This is a genomic window from Fictibacillus halophilus, from assembly GCF_042680145.1.
GTDB classification, from domain to species: Bacteria; Bacillota; Bacilli; order Bacillales; family Fictibacillaceae; genus Fictibacillus; species Fictibacillus halophilus_A.
In genome coordinates, this window is sequence record NZ_JBHTNQ010000001.1 from 436,909 (window position 1) to 452,722 (window position 15,814).

The 15,814-nt window shown below is 39.3% G+C and carries 15 protein-coding genes and 1 other annotated feature (1 of these 16 cut by a window edge); of the genes, 9 read left to right on the forward strand and 6 right to left on the reverse strand.

Going from position 1 to position 15,814, the window contains the following annotated elements; translation table 11 throughout:
• Positions 1-33: 33 nt before the first annotated feature.
• The gene (locus tag ACFQ4X_RS02250; protein ID WP_379832942.1) at positions 34-1,326 is read right to left on the reverse strand and encodes a serine dehydratase subunit alpha family protein; all 1,293 of its coding nucleotides are present in this window, start codon (positions 1,324-1,326) and stop codon (positions 34-36) included.
• A 297-nt stretch (positions 1,327-1,623) separates the two neighbouring features.
• On the opposite strand from ACFQ4X_RS02250, the gene ACFQ4X_RS02255 reads away from it, so the two are divergent.
• Positions 1,624-1,842, forward strand: a complete 219-nt coding sequence (locus ACFQ4X_RS02255) for a hypothetical protein (RefSeq protein ID WP_379832943.1) — start codon at positions 1,624-1,626, stop codon at positions 1,840-1,842.
• A 24-nt stretch (positions 1,843-1,866) separates the two neighbouring features.
• Positions 1,867-2,103, forward strand: coding sequence for a DUF3977 family protein (locus tag ACFQ4X_RS02260; RefSeq protein ID WP_379832944.1), 237 nt, complete (start codon positions 1,867-1,869; stop codon positions 2,101-2,103).
• Here ACFQ4X_RS02260 and ACFQ4X_RS02265 read toward each other — a convergent pair whose 3' ends face one another.
• Complete coding sequence (locus ACFQ4X_RS02265; RefSeq protein ID WP_379832945.1) at positions 2,104-2,562, reverse strand: hypothetical protein; 459 nt, start codon at positions 2,560-2,562, stop codon at positions 2,104-2,106.
• A 99-nt stretch (positions 2,563-2,661) separates the two neighbouring features.
• Here ACFQ4X_RS02265 and ACFQ4X_RS02270 point away from each other — a divergent pair, with 99 nt between their 5' ends.
• Positions 2,662-3,150, forward strand: coding sequence for a GNAT family N-acetyltransferase (locus ACFQ4X_RS02270; RefSeq protein ID WP_379832946.1), 489 nt, complete (start codon positions 2,662-2,664; stop codon positions 3,148-3,150).
• Positions 3,151-3,178: 28 nt separating this feature from the next.
• Here ACFQ4X_RS02270 and ACFQ4X_RS02275 read toward each other — a convergent pair whose 3' ends face one another.
• From ACFQ4X_RS02275 to ACFQ4X_RS02290, 4 genes are read right to left on the reverse strand one after another with little or no spacing between them, the layout of a single operon-like run.
• Entirely contained in the window at positions 3,179-3,850 is a 672-nt protein-coding gene (locus ACFQ4X_RS02275) for a YdeI/OmpD-associated family protein (RefSeq protein WP_379832947.1), read from the reverse strand.
• 31 nt (positions 3,851-3,881) lie between these two features.
• Positions 3,882-4,586, reverse strand: a complete 705-nt coding sequence (locus tag ACFQ4X_RS02280; protein ID WP_379832948.1) for an HAD family hydrolase — start codon at positions 4,584-4,586, stop codon at positions 3,882-3,884.
• A complete protein-coding gene (locus tag ACFQ4X_RS02285; protein ID WP_379832949.1) occupies positions 4,586-6,313 on the reverse strand; it encodes an ABC transporter ATP-binding protein in 1,728 nt (575 codons plus the stop codon). The genes ACFQ4X_RS02280 and ACFQ4X_RS02285 overlap by 1 nt, the downstream gene beginning before the upstream one ends.
• Positions 6,314-6,326: 13 nt before the next feature.
• Entirely contained in the window at positions 6,327-8,105 is a 1,779-nt protein-coding gene (locus tag ACFQ4X_RS02290) for an ABC transporter ATP-binding protein (protein WP_379832950.1), read from the reverse strand.
• Positions 8,106-8,286: 181 nt separating this feature from the next.
• Between ACFQ4X_RS02290 and ACFQ4X_RS02295 the strand changes: the two genes are divergently transcribed.
• From ACFQ4X_RS02295 to ACFQ4X_RS02320, 6 genes are all read left to right on the forward strand, one after another.
• The gene (locus tag ACFQ4X_RS02295; RefSeq protein WP_379832951.1) at positions 8,287-9,165 is read left to right on the forward strand and encodes an SMP-30/gluconolactonase/LRE family protein; all 879 of its coding nucleotides are present in this window, start codon (positions 8,287-8,289) and stop codon (positions 9,163-9,165) included.
• A 639-nt stretch (positions 9,166-9,804) separates the two neighbouring features.
• The gene (locus ACFQ4X_RS02300) at positions 9,805-12,918 is read left to right on the forward strand and encodes a GNAT family N-acetyltransferase (RefSeq protein ID WP_379832952.1); all 3,114 of its coding nucleotides are present in this window, start codon (positions 9,805-9,807) and stop codon (positions 12,916-12,918) included.
• A gap of 21 nt (positions 12,919-12,939) precedes the next feature.
• The gene (locus tag ACFQ4X_RS02305; RefSeq protein ID WP_379832953.1) at positions 12,940-13,797 is read left to right on the forward strand and encodes an amidohydrolase family protein; all 858 of its coding nucleotides are present in this window, start codon (positions 12,940-12,942) and stop codon (positions 13,795-13,797) included.
• Positions 13,798-13,895: 98 nt separating this feature from the next.
• Positions 13,896-14,450: a GNAT family N-acetyltransferase gene (locus ACFQ4X_RS02310; RefSeq protein ID WP_379832954.1), complete on the forward strand. Its 555-nt coding sequence runs from the start codon at positions 13,896-13,898 to the stop codon at positions 14,448-14,450.
• Positions 14,451-14,475: 25 nt separating this feature from the next.
• On the forward strand, positions 14,476-15,021 hold the full coding sequence (locus ACFQ4X_RS02315) for a dihydrofolate reductase family protein (protein WP_379832955.1): 546 nt from the start codon (positions 14,476-14,478) through the stop codon (positions 15,019-15,021).
• A gap of 127 nt (positions 15,022-15,148) precedes the next feature.
• Complete coding sequence (locus ACFQ4X_RS02320) at positions 15,149-15,703, forward strand: chloramphenicol phosphotransferase CPT family protein (protein WP_379832956.1); 555 nt, start codon at positions 15,149-15,151, stop codon at positions 15,701-15,703.
• 41 nt (positions 15,704-15,744) lie between these two features.
• Positions 15,745-15,814 (forward strand) — a binding site (T-box leader) (it continues 205 nt past the right edge of the window).

The following is a 15,814-nucleotide window of genomic DNA, read 5'->3' on the forward strand; positions in this document are numbered from 1 at the left end:
TAATTTTAACACATAAAGAAAAGCTAACCCATTTTAGGAGTTAGCTTTTTGTGAGGAATTTTTATTCACCATCATATCCAGAAGAACTTTGTCTGTTGTGCCTGATGTTTCGTTTCCGAGACGGCAGAAGTTTTCGATCGTTTGTTCAACGTCTTCTTCAATGAAACCGTTTGTGGAAGGGATACATATACCTTGTGATGCGAGAATGGCTGACTGTACCGCAGCGCTCGAACAGGTGGCAACCTTCATCGCACAACCTGCTTTTGCTCCGTCACACACCATTCCGCTAACATTGCCTAATGTGTTCTGGATAGCAGCTTTAATTTTATTCAAGTCGTCACTTAATAGATAAGTGATCGCAGCAGATGCACTGGCACCAGCAACGGTAACTCCGCACAGTGCAGACAAGCGGCCAAACTTCGACTTCATATAGATGGAGAGCAGGTGACTTAATGTTACCGCTCTTAGCATTTTTTCTTCAGTTGCTCCGATTTTTTCGGCTGCGGCTACAACCGGCATCGTAACGGCGATTCCTTGATTTCCACTTCCGGAGTTCGCCATGACAGGCATGGTCGACCCAGCCATCCGGGCATCTGAGCCAGCCGCAGAAAGAGCCATGCTGTAAGTTGCGAGATCGTCTGTAAGGATACCTGATTTCGTCTGATCATAAAGAGTCTTCCCAACTTTCAAACCATAATCATTTGAAAGACCTTCTTCACAAATCGCCCGGTTCAACTCAACGCTTCTTTTAACGAGGTCCAATCTGTTCACGGGTACCTCGGAGATAAAAGTGTAAAGGTCATCAACCGAAAGCTCAGGGAACTTTTCTTGTTTTTGGGGTATGGATTTCGTTGTGTCAGACTGATCCAGCAGGACATTACCATTAACTGAGATGTAACTCACATTCGTGTGATCACCAGAAATGATTACCTTAATTTTTTCTGTTAGAGTTTCTAAATTAACCTCAATATACAATTTCTCTGGTGTATCTGCAGTATCCACTTGTACCTTACCTTCGCGAACGAGTTGGATCGCAGCCTGTTCATTTGTTTTTGTAACTCCTTCTAATACTCGAAGCTGTTTAGTAGCATCTCCAGCAATGACACCGAGTGCAGCAGTAAAATCGATTCCTGTAAAACTCATGCCAGGTATCCCTACAGACAATGCATTTTTAATGACATTGCCACTAGCTGAAACAGAAATCGATGTGATATCTTCAGTCGTAAATTTTTTAGCTTCAGCAGCGGCCAGCGCAATAGCGACAGGTTCCGTACACCCCAAAGCTACAACTATTTCTTTTTCAAGCAAGTTATAAATCCGCTCCATACTCCATTCAGCTCCATCCAGATGTTTTTCTCTACTTCTAACAATAATGGGTAGAGATAGGAAAAGGGAAGAGGTAATTATGACCTAATTTAAATAAATCATTTGGATATTTATGTTAAAATTAAGTGGATGAGGAGTGTGGTTTATGGAATTCTTTATTTTTATCATCTTACTCGTATTTATGTTTGATATGGCTAAATTCAGGAAACAAAATCAAACCATTTTTTGAACAAAATGAAAAAGTAATTTCCCTCTTAGAAGAAATTAAAAATAAGTAAGTGGTGGAGGCTTAATCCTATGGATAATCAGGTAGTAGTTTTTATTTTAACGATGATTGGCAGCATTCTTGTATTTTTTTCATTAGGTGCTCTTGTGGGCGGTGAGGATAGAGAATTTGCATATGCTTTTTTCTTTATGGTCCAATTTTCTTTTACAGCAGCCATGCTTTTCAAAGTTTACGACAAGGTAAAAAAATTAGAAGAGAAGCAAGTTGAAAAGAAAAGAAAAACGTTCTAAGTCCTTAAAAAAGGAGATCCCAGCTTGAAATTTATTGAATTCGGTTTAGGAAACAAATGGTTTATAAGGACGGAAACAGAAATAAACAATGGTGCGGAATTTGAAGAAAAAGGAATCGTTCTGCCTATAAATCTCCAATCGATTTATTTAAGGATCTGGATTAGGAAATTTGTTTTTATTTTGGACTCCAAAGAGGGATATAAAAGGACGAAAAAGAACCGAAATGATTTCAAAATATTAATTGGAATTAGAAGTCTTTAATTATTCCACTACATATAAATTAAAAAACTGATAATGACCATCTCCATTGATCTTTAACACCAGATTTTCACCAATGGGTTTTAAGAGCTTATTCTCTTTAAAATGAAGTGATAATTCGTTTGGAAATGCGTCGAATGAAACGGTAAATGAACCAATTAAAATTTGTTTTTTATCTTGGCTAAAAGCTGTACTTAAAGTGAAGGAAAGCTCTTGAGGAAGTTTGGTTTTTGAATGTTTATGTTTGAGCTTAAGCTGGTTCACCATATTCTTTGTAATGGTAAACTCTGCTTCCCAATAGTCATTTTCACCTTTAAATAAGACAGTGCCATCTTTTATTGAGTGCTGTGTCTTTACTGTGGTTTCTGCTTTTTTTACCTGGGAATCTTGTCCTCTTAAAAACGTTGATACAAAAGCGAATCCAAATAATAAAACAGCTGCTATAAGGAGTTTCTTCTTCAATTTAGATGCCTCCTATATTCGAATGGAATATTAAAAGGTATTCTTCAATACAGATAAAATTCCTTGAGGTTATGATTTAGAAAGGGAGTAGTGTTCAAAATGACACCGAATATTAAAGTGAGGCGGTGTGAAGATGCTGATTTTCAAACAATTAACCAGTACACTTTACCTGACGAGCAAGCGATCTATACATCCATTCCTTCTATTATTTTAGAGACTTTTCAGGCAGATAAATTTAACCAGCCGTTTGTGATTTGTTCTGAAGGGCATGTAGTGGGATGGTTTGCATTGTACACAGATCAATCAGGAAATATTTACACGAATAATGAAAGAGCTATTCTTTTAAAATCCTTATCGATTGATGTCCGTCATCAAAAGAAAGGCTATGCATTTGAGGCTTTGAGAGCATTGCCTAATTTAGTGAATCAACAATACAAAGACAAAGACGAAATAATATTAACCGTTCATGAAACAAATACACCAGCGATAAATTTGTACAAAAAAGCTGGTTTTGTTTATAAAGGCGAGGATTACGATGGAGAGTACGGGATTGAATTGATTTTTCATCACGATCTATTGAAAAAGTGACGGGATGTAATCTCGTCACTATTCGTCGCTATTTCATTTTTCTTCTATACAAATCTCTAGATTTATACCCTTCACCCAAGATGTCTTCCATCTCAAGCAATCGCTTTTCTTGTGTCTCTTCTCGTTGGGCACTGTATACATAACGCGCCCAATCTTTTTGGTATCCGAATGTTAAACTAGTGTAAAAACTTAATAACTCAGCATTTTTTTCTAAATACCTTTTAATATCATCGACATGGACGATATAGTCATCTACGCATTGGCTTTTTTTCGAGGGAGAAGCTGCCTTCTTTTTCTCGGATTTTAAACCAACCACAGTAAAAACATCGTTCAAACTGACCATCCTAGAGAACTTCAAATTACTGCCGGATACAAAACCATCCTCACCAACATTTATGTAAGGAAAAATCTGATCTCGTTCTATGTATTCCTTATATTGTGGATTATTCTTTTTAGGATAGGCGAAAAAGAGATATCCTTTGTCGCTGAGAAGCTGTTTCTCAATGACTTTATGAAGTTCATTTGAAAACTCTTCTAAGTTAAAAACAAAAGCAAAGATCAGGTCGTATTTTTCTTTTTTAATTGATGCGTCAAAATCAATTTCTTTAAATTCATCGATTTCCCCGGGGAGATTAAGAATCAGCTTGCTTGCATATTTTCTAAGATTTAATTTATCGACGATAGATTTTGTAGAGTTCATGGTTAGTCCTCCCAATTTTTTTGTTAATGAATTACTTCAGCAATAATTCTCTTATATCCTTCACATCTGACAGAATGGCATAAGGGGAATGACCGGTTGAAGGAACAGCACCTCGTGAATTAATCCAGATGGCATCGATTCCTGCATCAATGGCTCCTGCTACATCATGAATCCAAGAGTCTCCAATAAAGATCGTTTCATCTGGCCTTATGCCAAAAAAATTCAATGGTGCATGATAAAGCTCCAAATCTGGCTTCCTTAGCCCTAATTCTTCCGAACAAAAGATGGTTTCGTTTGGAAACACTTTCGATAATCCCATTCGATACACTTTTTGACGTGGATCATAAAGAGCGTTCGTCACAATGCTAAGTTCATAATGATTCTTCAAATCCATTAGAAGCTGAATCAGAGATGAATCTTGGTTAATACATGAAAAACCTTTTTGTAAAAACAGATTTTCTATTCCATTGATGATCTCATCGTCAGGTGTCATATCAAAATGAGAAAAGGCATGCTGCCACCGTGCTCTTCGAAATTCCTGAGGGGTAAATTCACGATTTTTAAGCTTTTCGATCAAGCGGGATGGAACAAGCAGCTTTTTCTCAAGGAAAAGAGCTGCGTCTAAATTTTTCGTTAAAGGATGTTCATTGATTGTTTGAATCAATCCTGTTTTAAACCAGTCTGAATTTAAAAGGGTATCATCTAAATCAAACAAAAGCAGCTTATACTTCTTCATTATGCACCAAGTTCTAACGTTTTTTCCGCATAAACCAAACTTTTGTAAACGGTATTTCCTTTCATTAACTCATCATGAGTTCCTTGTTCAACGATTGAACCGTTATCCATCACATAGATGATATCCGCGTTTTGCACGGTAGAAAGTCTGTGCGCGATAACGATAGTCGTTTTTCCTTCTCTTACAAGGTCAAAGTTGTATTGAACCAGCCTTTCTGTTTCAAGGTCCAGTGCAGATGTTGCTTCATCTAATATTAAAACTTCTGGATTTGAAATAATCGCGCGTGCAAGAGCAAGGCGCTGCCGCTGTCCGCCGGAGAGGGTGATGCCTCTTTCTCCGATCTCGGTGTCATAACCTTCCGAAAGACTCTCAATGTATTCATGAATTTGAGCCATTTCACAAGCTTCAATCATTTTCTCATTAGAAATCTCTCTTCCTAATAATAGGTTATTCCTTACTGTGTCTGGAAAAATGTATGGTTCTTGTGTAACAAAGCCAATTCGCTTCGTCCAATCTGAGTATACGAGGTCATGAAGGGCATAGCTGTTTACTAAAATCTTTCCTTCTGATGGTTTGAAAAAGCGCATAAGAAGCTGTGCGATAGTTGATTTTCCGCCGCCGCTTGTTCCAACAAAGGCAACCTTCTTTCCAGATGGAATCGTAAACTTTAGATCATGAAGCACATTGCTTTCAGATTTCTCATTGTAAGAAAACGAAACACCACTAAAAGTAATAGATTCAATTTCTTCATTAAAAGGTAGAGAACCATCTTTTTCGGTCGGCGACTCAATCACGGAACGAAGCCTGTCAACGTTGGCATAAATGTTGGACAGATCCATCGAAAAAGCAAATAGACGATGAAGCGAATCCATCAGCTGTCCTGTAAATTGATAAACGATGATGAACATACCGATCGTGAGATTTCCTTGGATAACGCTATACCCGCCGTACCCTAACACGATTAGTGAGGCTCCCCATTTTAAAGGTTCACTGGCGAGGATTTGTCTGTTGTTGATTTTGGCCTGCTTCATGACTGCATCAAAATATCGTTTGAAGTGGCGGTTATAGATCGAAGTTTCCCACTCAGTCCGGTTGTACGCCATTACCTCACGCGTAGAGGAGATACCTTCTTCGATATGTATAAGCAGATCCGTTTTACGGTCCTGAGCTTCTTTTCCTGCTTTACGAATCAACGGTGAAAAATGTCTTCCCATCACGATGTATAAAGCACTAAACATTAGTATCGAAACTAACAAAACAGGGGATGACAGGAAGATAATGACCGAAAGCACTGCAATCGTAACAAACAACTGGATAAGCCTTGGGATATATCCTCCTATCATTCCGGCTACTTGGGAAACATCATTTGATAAATAATGGACATACTTCGTCACACGCTCATTATGAAAAGTCTTAACGGGAATGCGCTGCATATAGTTCATAAAATCTCTTGTCAGAACATCAATGATTCTCGCCTGAATGCGATGAAAGGTGTGCGGTGCGATTGTAAAAAGAAGAGCATACGCTATGAAAGCACCAGCGAACATGAGCAAGATCGGAACGAGTTTTTCGTATTGCCCGTTTATAAAAACATCATCAATAATGTATTTTTGCAGTGCTGTAGTCGCGATGATCGACATCGATTCTAAACATAACAACAATAGAGAAAGCAGAAAGAACCACTTAATCTTTTTAATATAATGAAGAAGCCATTTTATATTATCCATCTAACCCCTCCAATTAAACGATTTCTTTTTCAGCAACAGACAGCTGTGTCCCATGCTGCCCTTCAGATAAATGATAAAAGTAGCCTTTTCGAGCCATCAATTCTTCATAAGTTCCTTTTTCAGCAGCCTCTCCTTGCTCAATGACAACAATCTGATCATAATCTTGTACCGTTGAAAGGCGGTGAGCTACCGTGAAGGTTGTTTTTCCTTTTAAAAGGGTATCCAATGCACGCTGAACTTCAACTTCGCTCACGTTGTCTAAAGCAGACGTAGCTTCATCTAACAGGATAATTTTCGGGTCCTTCAAAAACATTCTCGCAAGCGATATCCGCTGCTTTTGTCCGCCAGAAAGTTTGATGCCTCGCTCACCAATCAAGGTGTCGTATCCATTCTCCAGTTCCAGGATAAAATCATGTGCATATGCCGCTTTGGCAGCCTCTTCAATTTGTTCATCCGTTGCATCAGGATTACCGAATCGTATATTCTCCCGTACACTCGAACCGAACAGATACGTTTCCTGAAATACATAGCCGATAGAATCACGGATTTGAGAAAGCTTCAAATCTCTTAAAGAAACACCGTCTAGTAAAATATCACCTTTGCTAGGGTCATAAAATCTTCCTAGGAGTTTTAAAAGGGTAGATTTTCCGTTTCCGCTCGTACCGACAAAAGCAATCCTTTCACCAGGTTTAACAGTTAATTTGAATCCTTTTAAAATGTCGTCTGAAGCAGGATAGCGAAAATGAACGTCTTTAAACTCTAAGTGTCCTTTTACTTCTGATAATAATGCTGGCTGCTCCGGATCGTTCACATCAGGTTTAATATTGACCATTTGATAGATTTTATCCACTTGATACATGAGTACCCTTTGTTCAGTCATTGAGGTGATAACAGCGGTTAAGCGGTGCATAGCGGTAAAATAGTATAATAAAAATGCAGAAAACTCACCGACAGTCAGACTGTTAGAACGCACAAGGATAGACCCATAGATTAAAATCGCGATAGCCCCTGCATAATAGGATAGGCGCCGGACGGTTCCACGGATATAAGCATAAAGATAGGCTTTAATCATGCTCTTGTTATAGGTATGTACTTTATCGTTCAGCCGGCCGTACTCCCAGTTTTCAGAAGAATAGGCACGCACTTCGAGCAATGAGCTGATTGTTTCATAGATTTTCTTGTTTAGTGCAATCCGGTTCGTACTTAATTCTTTACTAAGAAGTGATGCTTTTTGTTCAAAGCGCGGACCGACTAAATAATAAAGGAGAAATGCAGGAATGATGATCAGTGCGAGTTTTACATTCATCGTAAAAAGAATAAAAATCGCGATAATTGAAAAGATAGCTTCTTGAATCATAAAAGGGATGAAATGACGGTAAAGATTTTGAACGGCAGTTACTTCTGTATTCATTAAGGAAAGGGTCTCTCCGATAGGGGTCTTTTCGAAATAGGAAAACCCTAATTTTCTAAGATGCGAAAAAATATTGAAGTGTATGTCTCTTGAAGCTTTTTCTTGTACAATGCGCTGAAGGTTATTTCTTACTGTGCTGAGGTAGATCATGATCGCGAGTAATCCAGTTGTGGCGCCTAAAAGTGAGAAGAATAGTTTAGTGTTCTTTTCTGGCACGATCACATCAATAAAATATTGAATGAATTTCGGGATTAAGAGTTCAATTCCCGTGATAAAAATACTGCTAAGAATAACGAGAGAAAAAAGCCATTTATAAGGCTTCAAAAAAGATAATGTCCAAAGATACACTTTAAATAAATGAGAGGCTTTGAGCGTTTCCATAAATCAGCTCCTAACATATTTTGTTATTTTTAAAATGAGCGGAAGTTTTATTTTACAACAAGTTTGACAGCGTTTCCATAACTTTTTTCTGATTTCAAAATGATATAATCATAATCATATTTATGTTGATATTAGGGAATGAAGATGATAGACAATTTGTTTCTATTAGGAGGTTAAAACATTGATGGGAAAAGCAGAACTAGTAATACCAGCAAAAGCAGATTTAGGCGAGGGGCCATGCTGGGACAAGCAAAAAGGTGTACTTTACTGGGTGAATATTTTAGGTAAAACAGTGAATAGATACGACCCGGAAACAAAGGAGAATAAAGAGATTCAGGTGGATCAACTCGTGGGGACTGTCGTGCCGAGAAAATCAGGCGGAGTAGTTGTGGCCATGGAAAAAGGGTTTTACTTTTTAGACTTAGATACTGAGAAGCTCACACCAATTACTGATCCTGAGAATCATCTGCCAGAGAATCGTTTTAATGATGGGAAATGTGATCCGTATGGACGATTCTGGGCAGGTACGATGAGTCTGAGCGAAGAGCAGGGAAGGGGATCTCTTTACTGTTTACATACGGATTTGAAAGTGGAGAAAAAAGTTGGGGACCTTACGATATCTAATGGTCTGGCTTGGTCTCCTGATCATAAATTCATGTACTTAATCGATACGCCGACTAAAAAGGTTACTAGATTTGATTATGATGAGGAAACCGGAAAAATTGCAAATCCAGTTGCGGTTATCCAGTTTAAAGAAGGAGAAGGAGCTCCAGATGGAATGACGATTGATGAAGAGGGGATGCTTTGGATTGCGCATTGGGGCGGAGCTAGAGTCTCACGCTGGAATCCTGAAACAGGGGAACAGCTACTATCGATTCCGATTCCGGCTCTGAATGTTACCTCATGTACATTTGGCGACTCTGATTTGAAGACTCTCTATATAACTACTGCCAGAAAAAACATGACGGAAGAGCAGCTCAGAGAATATCCCTTAACAGGAGGGTTATTTAAGGTTCGATTAGGAATCAGAGGCTCTGTGAATTATTCATATGAGGGATAGAAAGAAAATAATAAATTTTTCTGAAAATTATATTTACTTTTATATCCATCTGTTTTACAATATTGTAGGTAAGGAAAATAGTAGAAAAAAGGAGGCGTTGGACATGATAAAGTTTAACTTAAAAACTATTAAAACAACTAAATACTGTCCAATACACAACCTTCTTTATGGAATCCGTTTATAATTTTTTAAATTCGTGAACCGGAGCCTCAGGATGTGTATGCATTCTGGGGCCTTTTTATGCTTTTTTATGGTTTAAACAAAAGGTCATCCAGCAATTTTGGGGTGATCTTTTTTTTCGCAAACTTTTTGAAAGTGGATTTCCGCTCCAGTATGCTCGCTTTCCGCGGGGCGTGCGGTGAGCCTCTAGGCTGGAGGCAAAAATGTGCTCCTGCGTCTGCAAGAAATTCTATCGCAGCGTGCTTCCTCGTCGCATGCCTTGCTGAGAAGTATACTCAGGTGGTTGGCACGCTGATCCCGCAGGAGTCTCGCACCTTGCGCTCCAATCAACTTGTCAAAGAAGAGAATGGAACAAAAATACCAAAGGGGTGCCAAAGATGATACAGTTCAGAAAATCACGCAAGAAAAGGTGGAATCGCAGAAACACAGGTAGATAAAAACCAACTGGAGGTAATGGAAATGGAAGTACTAAACAAACAAGTAACAGATCAAATTACGATTGTAGAATATGACTCGAGTTATGCGGCTGCCGTTGCTGAGATGTGGAATAAAAGTCGAGACGGCTGGGGCGGCGGCAACACAATCATGACCGAAGAACAAGTAATGAAGCAGGAAGCTAACTCAACGAACCTCCACTTATACTTGGCGCTTGATGGCGATAAAGTCGTTGGTTATTGCAGTCTTGGAGAATATCGTGAAGACGAAGGCGCGCTTTATATTCCCTTATTGAATGTAAGAAATGATTATCACGGCAAAAAGATCGGGAAGAAGCTCGTTCTAAAAGCGCTTGAAAGAGCGATTGAAATGAAGTGGCCGAGGCTTGATCTCTATACATGGCCGGGTAACACAAAAGCAGTTCCATTATATAAAAAGTGCGGGTTCTTTTGGGAAGAGCGTGACGACACAACACACCTCATGAACTTTATGCCGACAGTCATGCAAACGGAAGCGGTTGTTGAATACTTTCAGAAAATGAACTGGTACGATAACAGCACCCGGAAAATAGAGGTCGTTCCTGACGGCAATAAAGAGAATGAGTTCCACTATTATGAGTACTCATGGGAAAACGAAAATAATGAGAAATTAAGAATGGAGTTTGAACGCTTCGGCAGAGGGCTGCGTTTGATCGAAACAGATGATTACTTGATTTCAGCGACTGTTGAAGACTTCAACCTCGTTTTTGGATCTGAATATAAAGTGAAGTACAACATCATCAATAAGTCTGGCAAACCCTTAACGGTGGCTATTGAAGGTGTGAACGATAAAAACATAGAATTTCAAGTCTCTAAGAAAGCAATGGTTCAAAAGGAAGAGACAGTTGAAGTTCCGTTTACATTAAATCCGATTGAAGAAGAGCAAAGCGTCTGGCGCACGCATCCAGCTGTGAGTTCGCTGTTGACAATCAACGGGAAGAAAGCGCATTTTAAAGTAGGGATCAGACCTAAGTTTCCATTGAACTTGAGTTGCAAATCTTCTGATGCGTTAACGTTTACCGGGAAACCATCCGTTTTTTATCTTGATCTGGAAAATAATTTTAATGAAGAAGCTGTATTTACATTTGAACTGCCAGAGTCTGACCTTATCCAATTAGAGAATCGGGCAGTAAGTGTCACATTGGCAGCGAACGCAAAACGATCGATCCCCGTAAATTGCATCTTATTAAAACATGGATTCTATTCGGCTGATCTTCAGATTACAGCGATAAAAAAGGATGGCAGTTCTGTAGTCTTTACTAAAAAAGCAGGAACCGCATTTAAAGGAATAGGTGCAAAATTCTCAGGGGAATGTGAAGCGTTTTATTATGTGTACAACAGTCAATACCACCTGAAGGTTGATAAGTTCAACAACTGGATCACACCGGGTAAAGGCAGTCATGATTTTAAGTTAGCTTTTATGGTGCCGAAGCTTGGAAAACCGTTTTCTGAAGAATTGTCACGCATCCGTCCAGACCGTTTTGAACCTATTTTAGATGCCGGGTATGCAGGGTTTAAAGCCGTCTATCTTTCAAAGGCGTTTCCTGGCATCCAATTAACATCCGTTGTGAAATTATACAGCGAAGGTTTGGTAGAGCAACATTATGAAATTACAAACACAAATGACATGGAAACAACAGAAGAGGTGTGGCTGAACAATCCGATTCTAAGCCGACTCTTAGAGCGAGCGGTACTTCCTTACAAAGGAGAATTCATGGAACTGAATGACTCTATGGGTTCATTCCTAGACTACTGGAAAAGCAGCAATGTAACTGAGAATTGGATTTTCTTGAGAGGACAGAACAATCCAAGAGGCATTACGTGGTCGCAGGAAGACAAAATCCATTTTGCTGCTTGGTTTATGTACTTTGAACATAACTTCGGAAAGCTGAAGGGTCATCAAACCGTTCAGACGAATCCTGTTACCCTTTCCATCGGGGCTTTTCATGACTGGCAGTCTTTCAGGCAATACGCTGTTCAAAGAAGTGACAAACCGAGCTTAACGAACCATATGACGGTTTCTGTTAACGACGGTAATCCTTTTGTAAGCGGAAATGAAATAAAGGCAGCAGTAAAAGATCATAAATCATCCTTCTTCAATGGAATGATCGAAATGAAGATGGATGACGAAATTCTGCAAAGTCATCTCTTTGCTTCAGACCAGGAGTTAACGGAAGCTTCTTTTGATATCCCGTTACCTGAGAAAGAAGCGGTTCAAGTCTTAACAGCAAAAATGAACCTGGATTCCATTGATATTACGCGTCAAACTGCGGCTTTTGTCATGAAGGATAAACCGGTTCAGTTCGAGAAAAGCATAAAGAAGGATTTAGAAGTTTTGTCTGCCGATAACGGAGAAATTAAGATTTCTGCATCTGCTCAATTTGCACCGAGTCTGTTTTCTCTTGAGTACAACAACCATGATTGGATGGATTCACCTTTTCCGAAGCCAGCTCCAAAATCTTGGTGGAACCCTTGGTTTGGCGGGATTGCTGGGCTGATTGAAGGTACGAGTCTAAACTCACTTTTAAAAGAAAAGAGTTTCGTAGAGTCTGTTGAGAAAGAGGACAGCAAAGGAAACCTGTGGAAAGGATTGAAGGTTTCAACGAAATACAAAAAGCATGAAACTTTCAAAGGGATTGAAATCCACAAGTATTTCTTGATGCTGCCGGGTGTTCCTGTTCTTTGCCACATAACAGAGATCGTTCAAAACATGGGCAGCTACCTTCAAGCTAAGAATTTCTATACGGGTTGTTTCTTGAATCCAGGACCTGAACTCACGAAGAGCTGGGCTAGCTTCCAAGCTGAAACGGGTGAATGGGCGATGGTTTATGGAGGAAAAGGGGAACAAGAGATGGCAGTTGACCGAAGTGTAGTGTTTGGATCCGATGAACATGAGAATTTGCTGCAGATTGTCGCCAATAAAAATAAGACATTTGTAGATTCTTATATTAATAAAGAAGTTATTGAGCTTGGCTATGCAGAGAAGCTTAATCTGGAACATGGGGCTAAGCACTTTACGTCACCTGTTTTCTATCTGTTTGGCAATAAAGTAATTCCAGATGCAGCTTTAGAAGATTTAAAAAAGATTTATTTCAGCTAACTTCAACAAGGGAGAGAGTCCATGAAAATCATCGACGCACATATGCATTATTCAAACATTGAAAGCTTTAAGCAAACAGCTAGAGATCTGTCCAAACTGGACTATTCCTATGACGGAATTATAAAAGAATACGATGAAGCAGGCGTAGTGCTCGGTATTGCTATGGGGCTGACCGAGAAGGAGGTGGAGGGGTTTCCAGACCCCTTGGCTGCAACGCCAATGGGAATCGATCTAGATGTGAAGGTTCCAGAGAATGTGGTGTATTGTGCTGGCATCAATCCTTATCACTTAGGCGAAAAAGAATTGGCAGAACTCGAAGAATCGATTCAAAAGCCTGAAGTAGTCGGTCTGAAAATCTATTTAGGCTATTATCCATATTATGCGTACGACGAAGTGTATCAGCCGGTTTATAAACTTGCCGCAAAGTACGGTCTCCCGGTTGTTTTCCATACCGGTGACACCTATTCCGAGCGTGGTTTGCTGAAGTATTCTCATCCGTTGACGCTTGATGAAGTAGCTGTGATGCACCGTGATGTAAATTTTATGATGGCCCATTTCGGTGATCCGTGGACGCTTGACGGGGCAGAGGTCGTTTACAAGAATCGCAACATGTATGCAGACCTCTCCGGGCTGGTCGTTGGAACGAGAGAAGATATTAATAGATACAAAGATTCTCCCCGTTTCTTTAACCACCTGAAGCATGCACTTACTTTTACGGATAACTACGAGAAATTTTTGTTCGGAACAGACTGGCCGCTTGTGCCCATCCAGCCGTACATTGACTTTGTAAAAGAAATCATACCAGAAGAGCATCATGAGGATGTTTTTTATAATACAGCAGTGAAAATTTTTCCGAAAATCAGACCTTTTCTAAAATAATTGATAGATTGTGAGAGGGGTGATGCCAATGGTACGTGTTAACAGGATTTATTCTGAACAGTTTGTTGGACAACAAATGAAGGGAAGGGATCACCCCTATGATTACAGGAAAAAAAGTAGAGTTGCGTCCGGTATCACTAGAAGACCATAAGCGGACTTACCATTGGCGGAACGATGAAGAAACGGCAAGGTGGGATGCAGGCTCGGGTCTTTATCGCTATAGTCATGTGCCGCTCGAACAACTCGAAGCATGCTATGAGAAAGATATTCGGACCATTGATAAACGGGAAGTGGGAGAGTTTTCGATCTATACACTCGGAGAAAATGTCCGGCACATAGGATCAATCGGTTATCGAAATCTTGATATTGTTGCACGACGGTGCGTTGTCGGTCTTGGGATTGGAGAAAAAGAGCTGTGGGGCAAAGGCTATGGAACAGATGCCCTAAAAGCTTTGATCGACTATCTGTTTAAAACGATGAATTTAAGACGGATTCAACTGGATACGTGGAGCGGTAACACGCGCGCGGTTCGTGCTTATGAAAAATGCGGTTTTGTCATTGAAGGACGTCTGAGGGACGATGCTTTTATTGATGGAAAGTACTATGACACCATTGTGATGGGGCTGTTGAGAGAAGAATTTCAAAATGATTAATAACAATTATAAGGAGGTGGCTTTTATGGCTGAACTTATCTATCATATAGCAACAACGGTGGACAGTTTTATTTCGGACAAAGACGGAAATGCTGGTCCATCTGTCTTTTTATACGAAGGTGATCATGTAACTGGCTTTTTAGAAGATGTTAGCAGGTATGATGCTGTACTGATGGGCGGCAAAACGTACGAATATGGTTTTCAATTCGGACTGAAACCTGGTGAACCTAGTGCTTTTAAAGATTTAAAGCATTACATCTTTTCGAGCTCAATGCAGTTTGAATCAAATGAAAAAGTAGAGCTAATAAAAGATAATGCGGTCGAGTATATTCGAAACCTAAAGAATAAAGAAAAAGGCAAGCTATGGCTATGCGGTGGTTCCATGCTGGCGGGATCATTAATCCAGGAAAATCTGATCGACCAAATCATCTTAAAGGTTAATCCAGTCATTATAGGTGAAGGGAAGCCTTTATTAGACGGAGTTAACTCTAATTTAATACTGGATTTAATCGATATAAAGCACTTTGACAACGGAGTTATTAAACCAACGTATAACGTTATTTATTCTTAAAACGAGGGTGAGCGAAAGTTGCTCACCTCTTCATTTTATATAAGCAGAAGAGATTAAAAAATTGAATGAACATTTTATTCAAAGTAACAAAAAGTCATCTTTATAAGACTTTTAGAGGGGAAATGAAATGCGCAAAGGGAAAATTATTTTATTAAACGGTGTATCAAGTTCAGGGAAATCTACTTTAGCAAAAAAATTGGTAAAAAAGCTGCCCGATTATTTTCACTTCAGTATTGATGATTTTGACACCATTATCGAAAAGATGGAGGAACGGGATATCGATCATCTGATTCCTGTTCCAACCGAACATTTTTTTCATCGCAACATTGCGATGTTCTCTGATAAAGGCATTAATCTTGTTGTTGATCAAATTTTACATAACGAAGATACAATAAAGGATTGTTATGAAATATTGAATGATTATCCTGTATTATTTGTAGGTGTTCATTGCTCACTTACTGAACTTGAAAAAAGAGAGAAAGACAGAAGGGACAGGCCGGTTGGACAAGCAAAATCACAGCTGAACTATGTGCATAATCAGGGTGAGGTTTATGATATCGAAGTGGATACGAGCGAAGGGATTGACTCTGCAGTTATTGCTATTCTTAATAAATTGCCCGGATCCAACTCTCAAATAGGATGGGAATCTACGCTTGAACAATATTTTGCAAAAAGCCTTTGACATCTGTAAGAAATCTTCGTATACTAATAAAAATTTAACAATAATTGGCTATGAAGAGAACGAGTAATTAAGCTGTATTATTTCCAGAGAGCTCTTGGTTGGTGTGAAAGA

Bases quoted from the DNA above. Each gene is read 5' to 3' on its own strand.
- ACFQ4X_RS02270 (WP_379832946.1), top strand. From the start codon at position 2,662: ATGACACCGAATATTAAAGTGAGGCGGTGTGAAGATGCTGATTTTCAA.
- ACFQ4X_RS02300 (WP_379832952.1), top strand. From the start codon at position 9,805: ATGGAAGTACTAAACAAACAAGTAACAGATCAAATTACGATTGTAGAA.
- ACFQ4X_RS02275 (WP_379832947.1), bottom strand. From the start codon at position 3,850: ATGAACTCTACAAAATCTATCGTCGATAAATTAAATCTTAGAAAATAT.
- ACFQ4X_RS02290 (WP_379832950.1), bottom strand. From the start codon at position 8,105: ATGGAAACGCTCAAAGCCTCTCATTTATTTAAAGTGTATCTTTGGACA.
- ACFQ4X_RS02285 (WP_379832949.1), bottom strand. From the start codon at position 6,313: ATGGATAATATAAAATGGCTTCTTCATTATATTAAAAAGATTAAGTGG.
- ACFQ4X_RS02255 (WP_379832943.1), top strand. From the start codon at position 1,624: ATGGATAATCAGGTAGTAGTTTTTATTTTAACGATGATTGGCAGCATT.
- ACFQ4X_RS02315 (WP_379832955.1), top strand. From the start codon at position 14,476: ATGGCTGAACTTATCTATCATATAGCAACAACGGTGGACAGTTTTATT.
- ACFQ4X_RS02310 (WP_379832954.1), top strand. From the start codon at position 13,896: ATGATTACAGGAAAAAAAGTAGAGTTGCGTCCGGTATCACTAGAAGAC.
- ACFQ4X_RS02280 (WP_379832948.1), bottom strand. From the start codon at position 4,586: ATGAAGAAGTATAAGCTGCTTTTGTTTGATTTAGATGATACCCTTTTA.
- ACFQ4X_RS02320 (WP_379832956.1), top strand. From the start codon at position 15,149: ATGCGCAAAGGGAAAATTATTTTATTAAACGGTGTATCAAGTTCAGGG.
- ACFQ4X_RS02250 (WP_379832942.1), bottom strand. From the start codon at position 1,326: ATGGAGCGGATTTATAACTTGCTTGAAAAAGAAATAGTTGTAGCTTTG.
- ACFQ4X_RS02305 (WP_379832953.1), top strand. From the start codon at position 12,940: ATGAAAATCATCGACGCACATATGCATTATTCAAACATTGAAAGCTTT.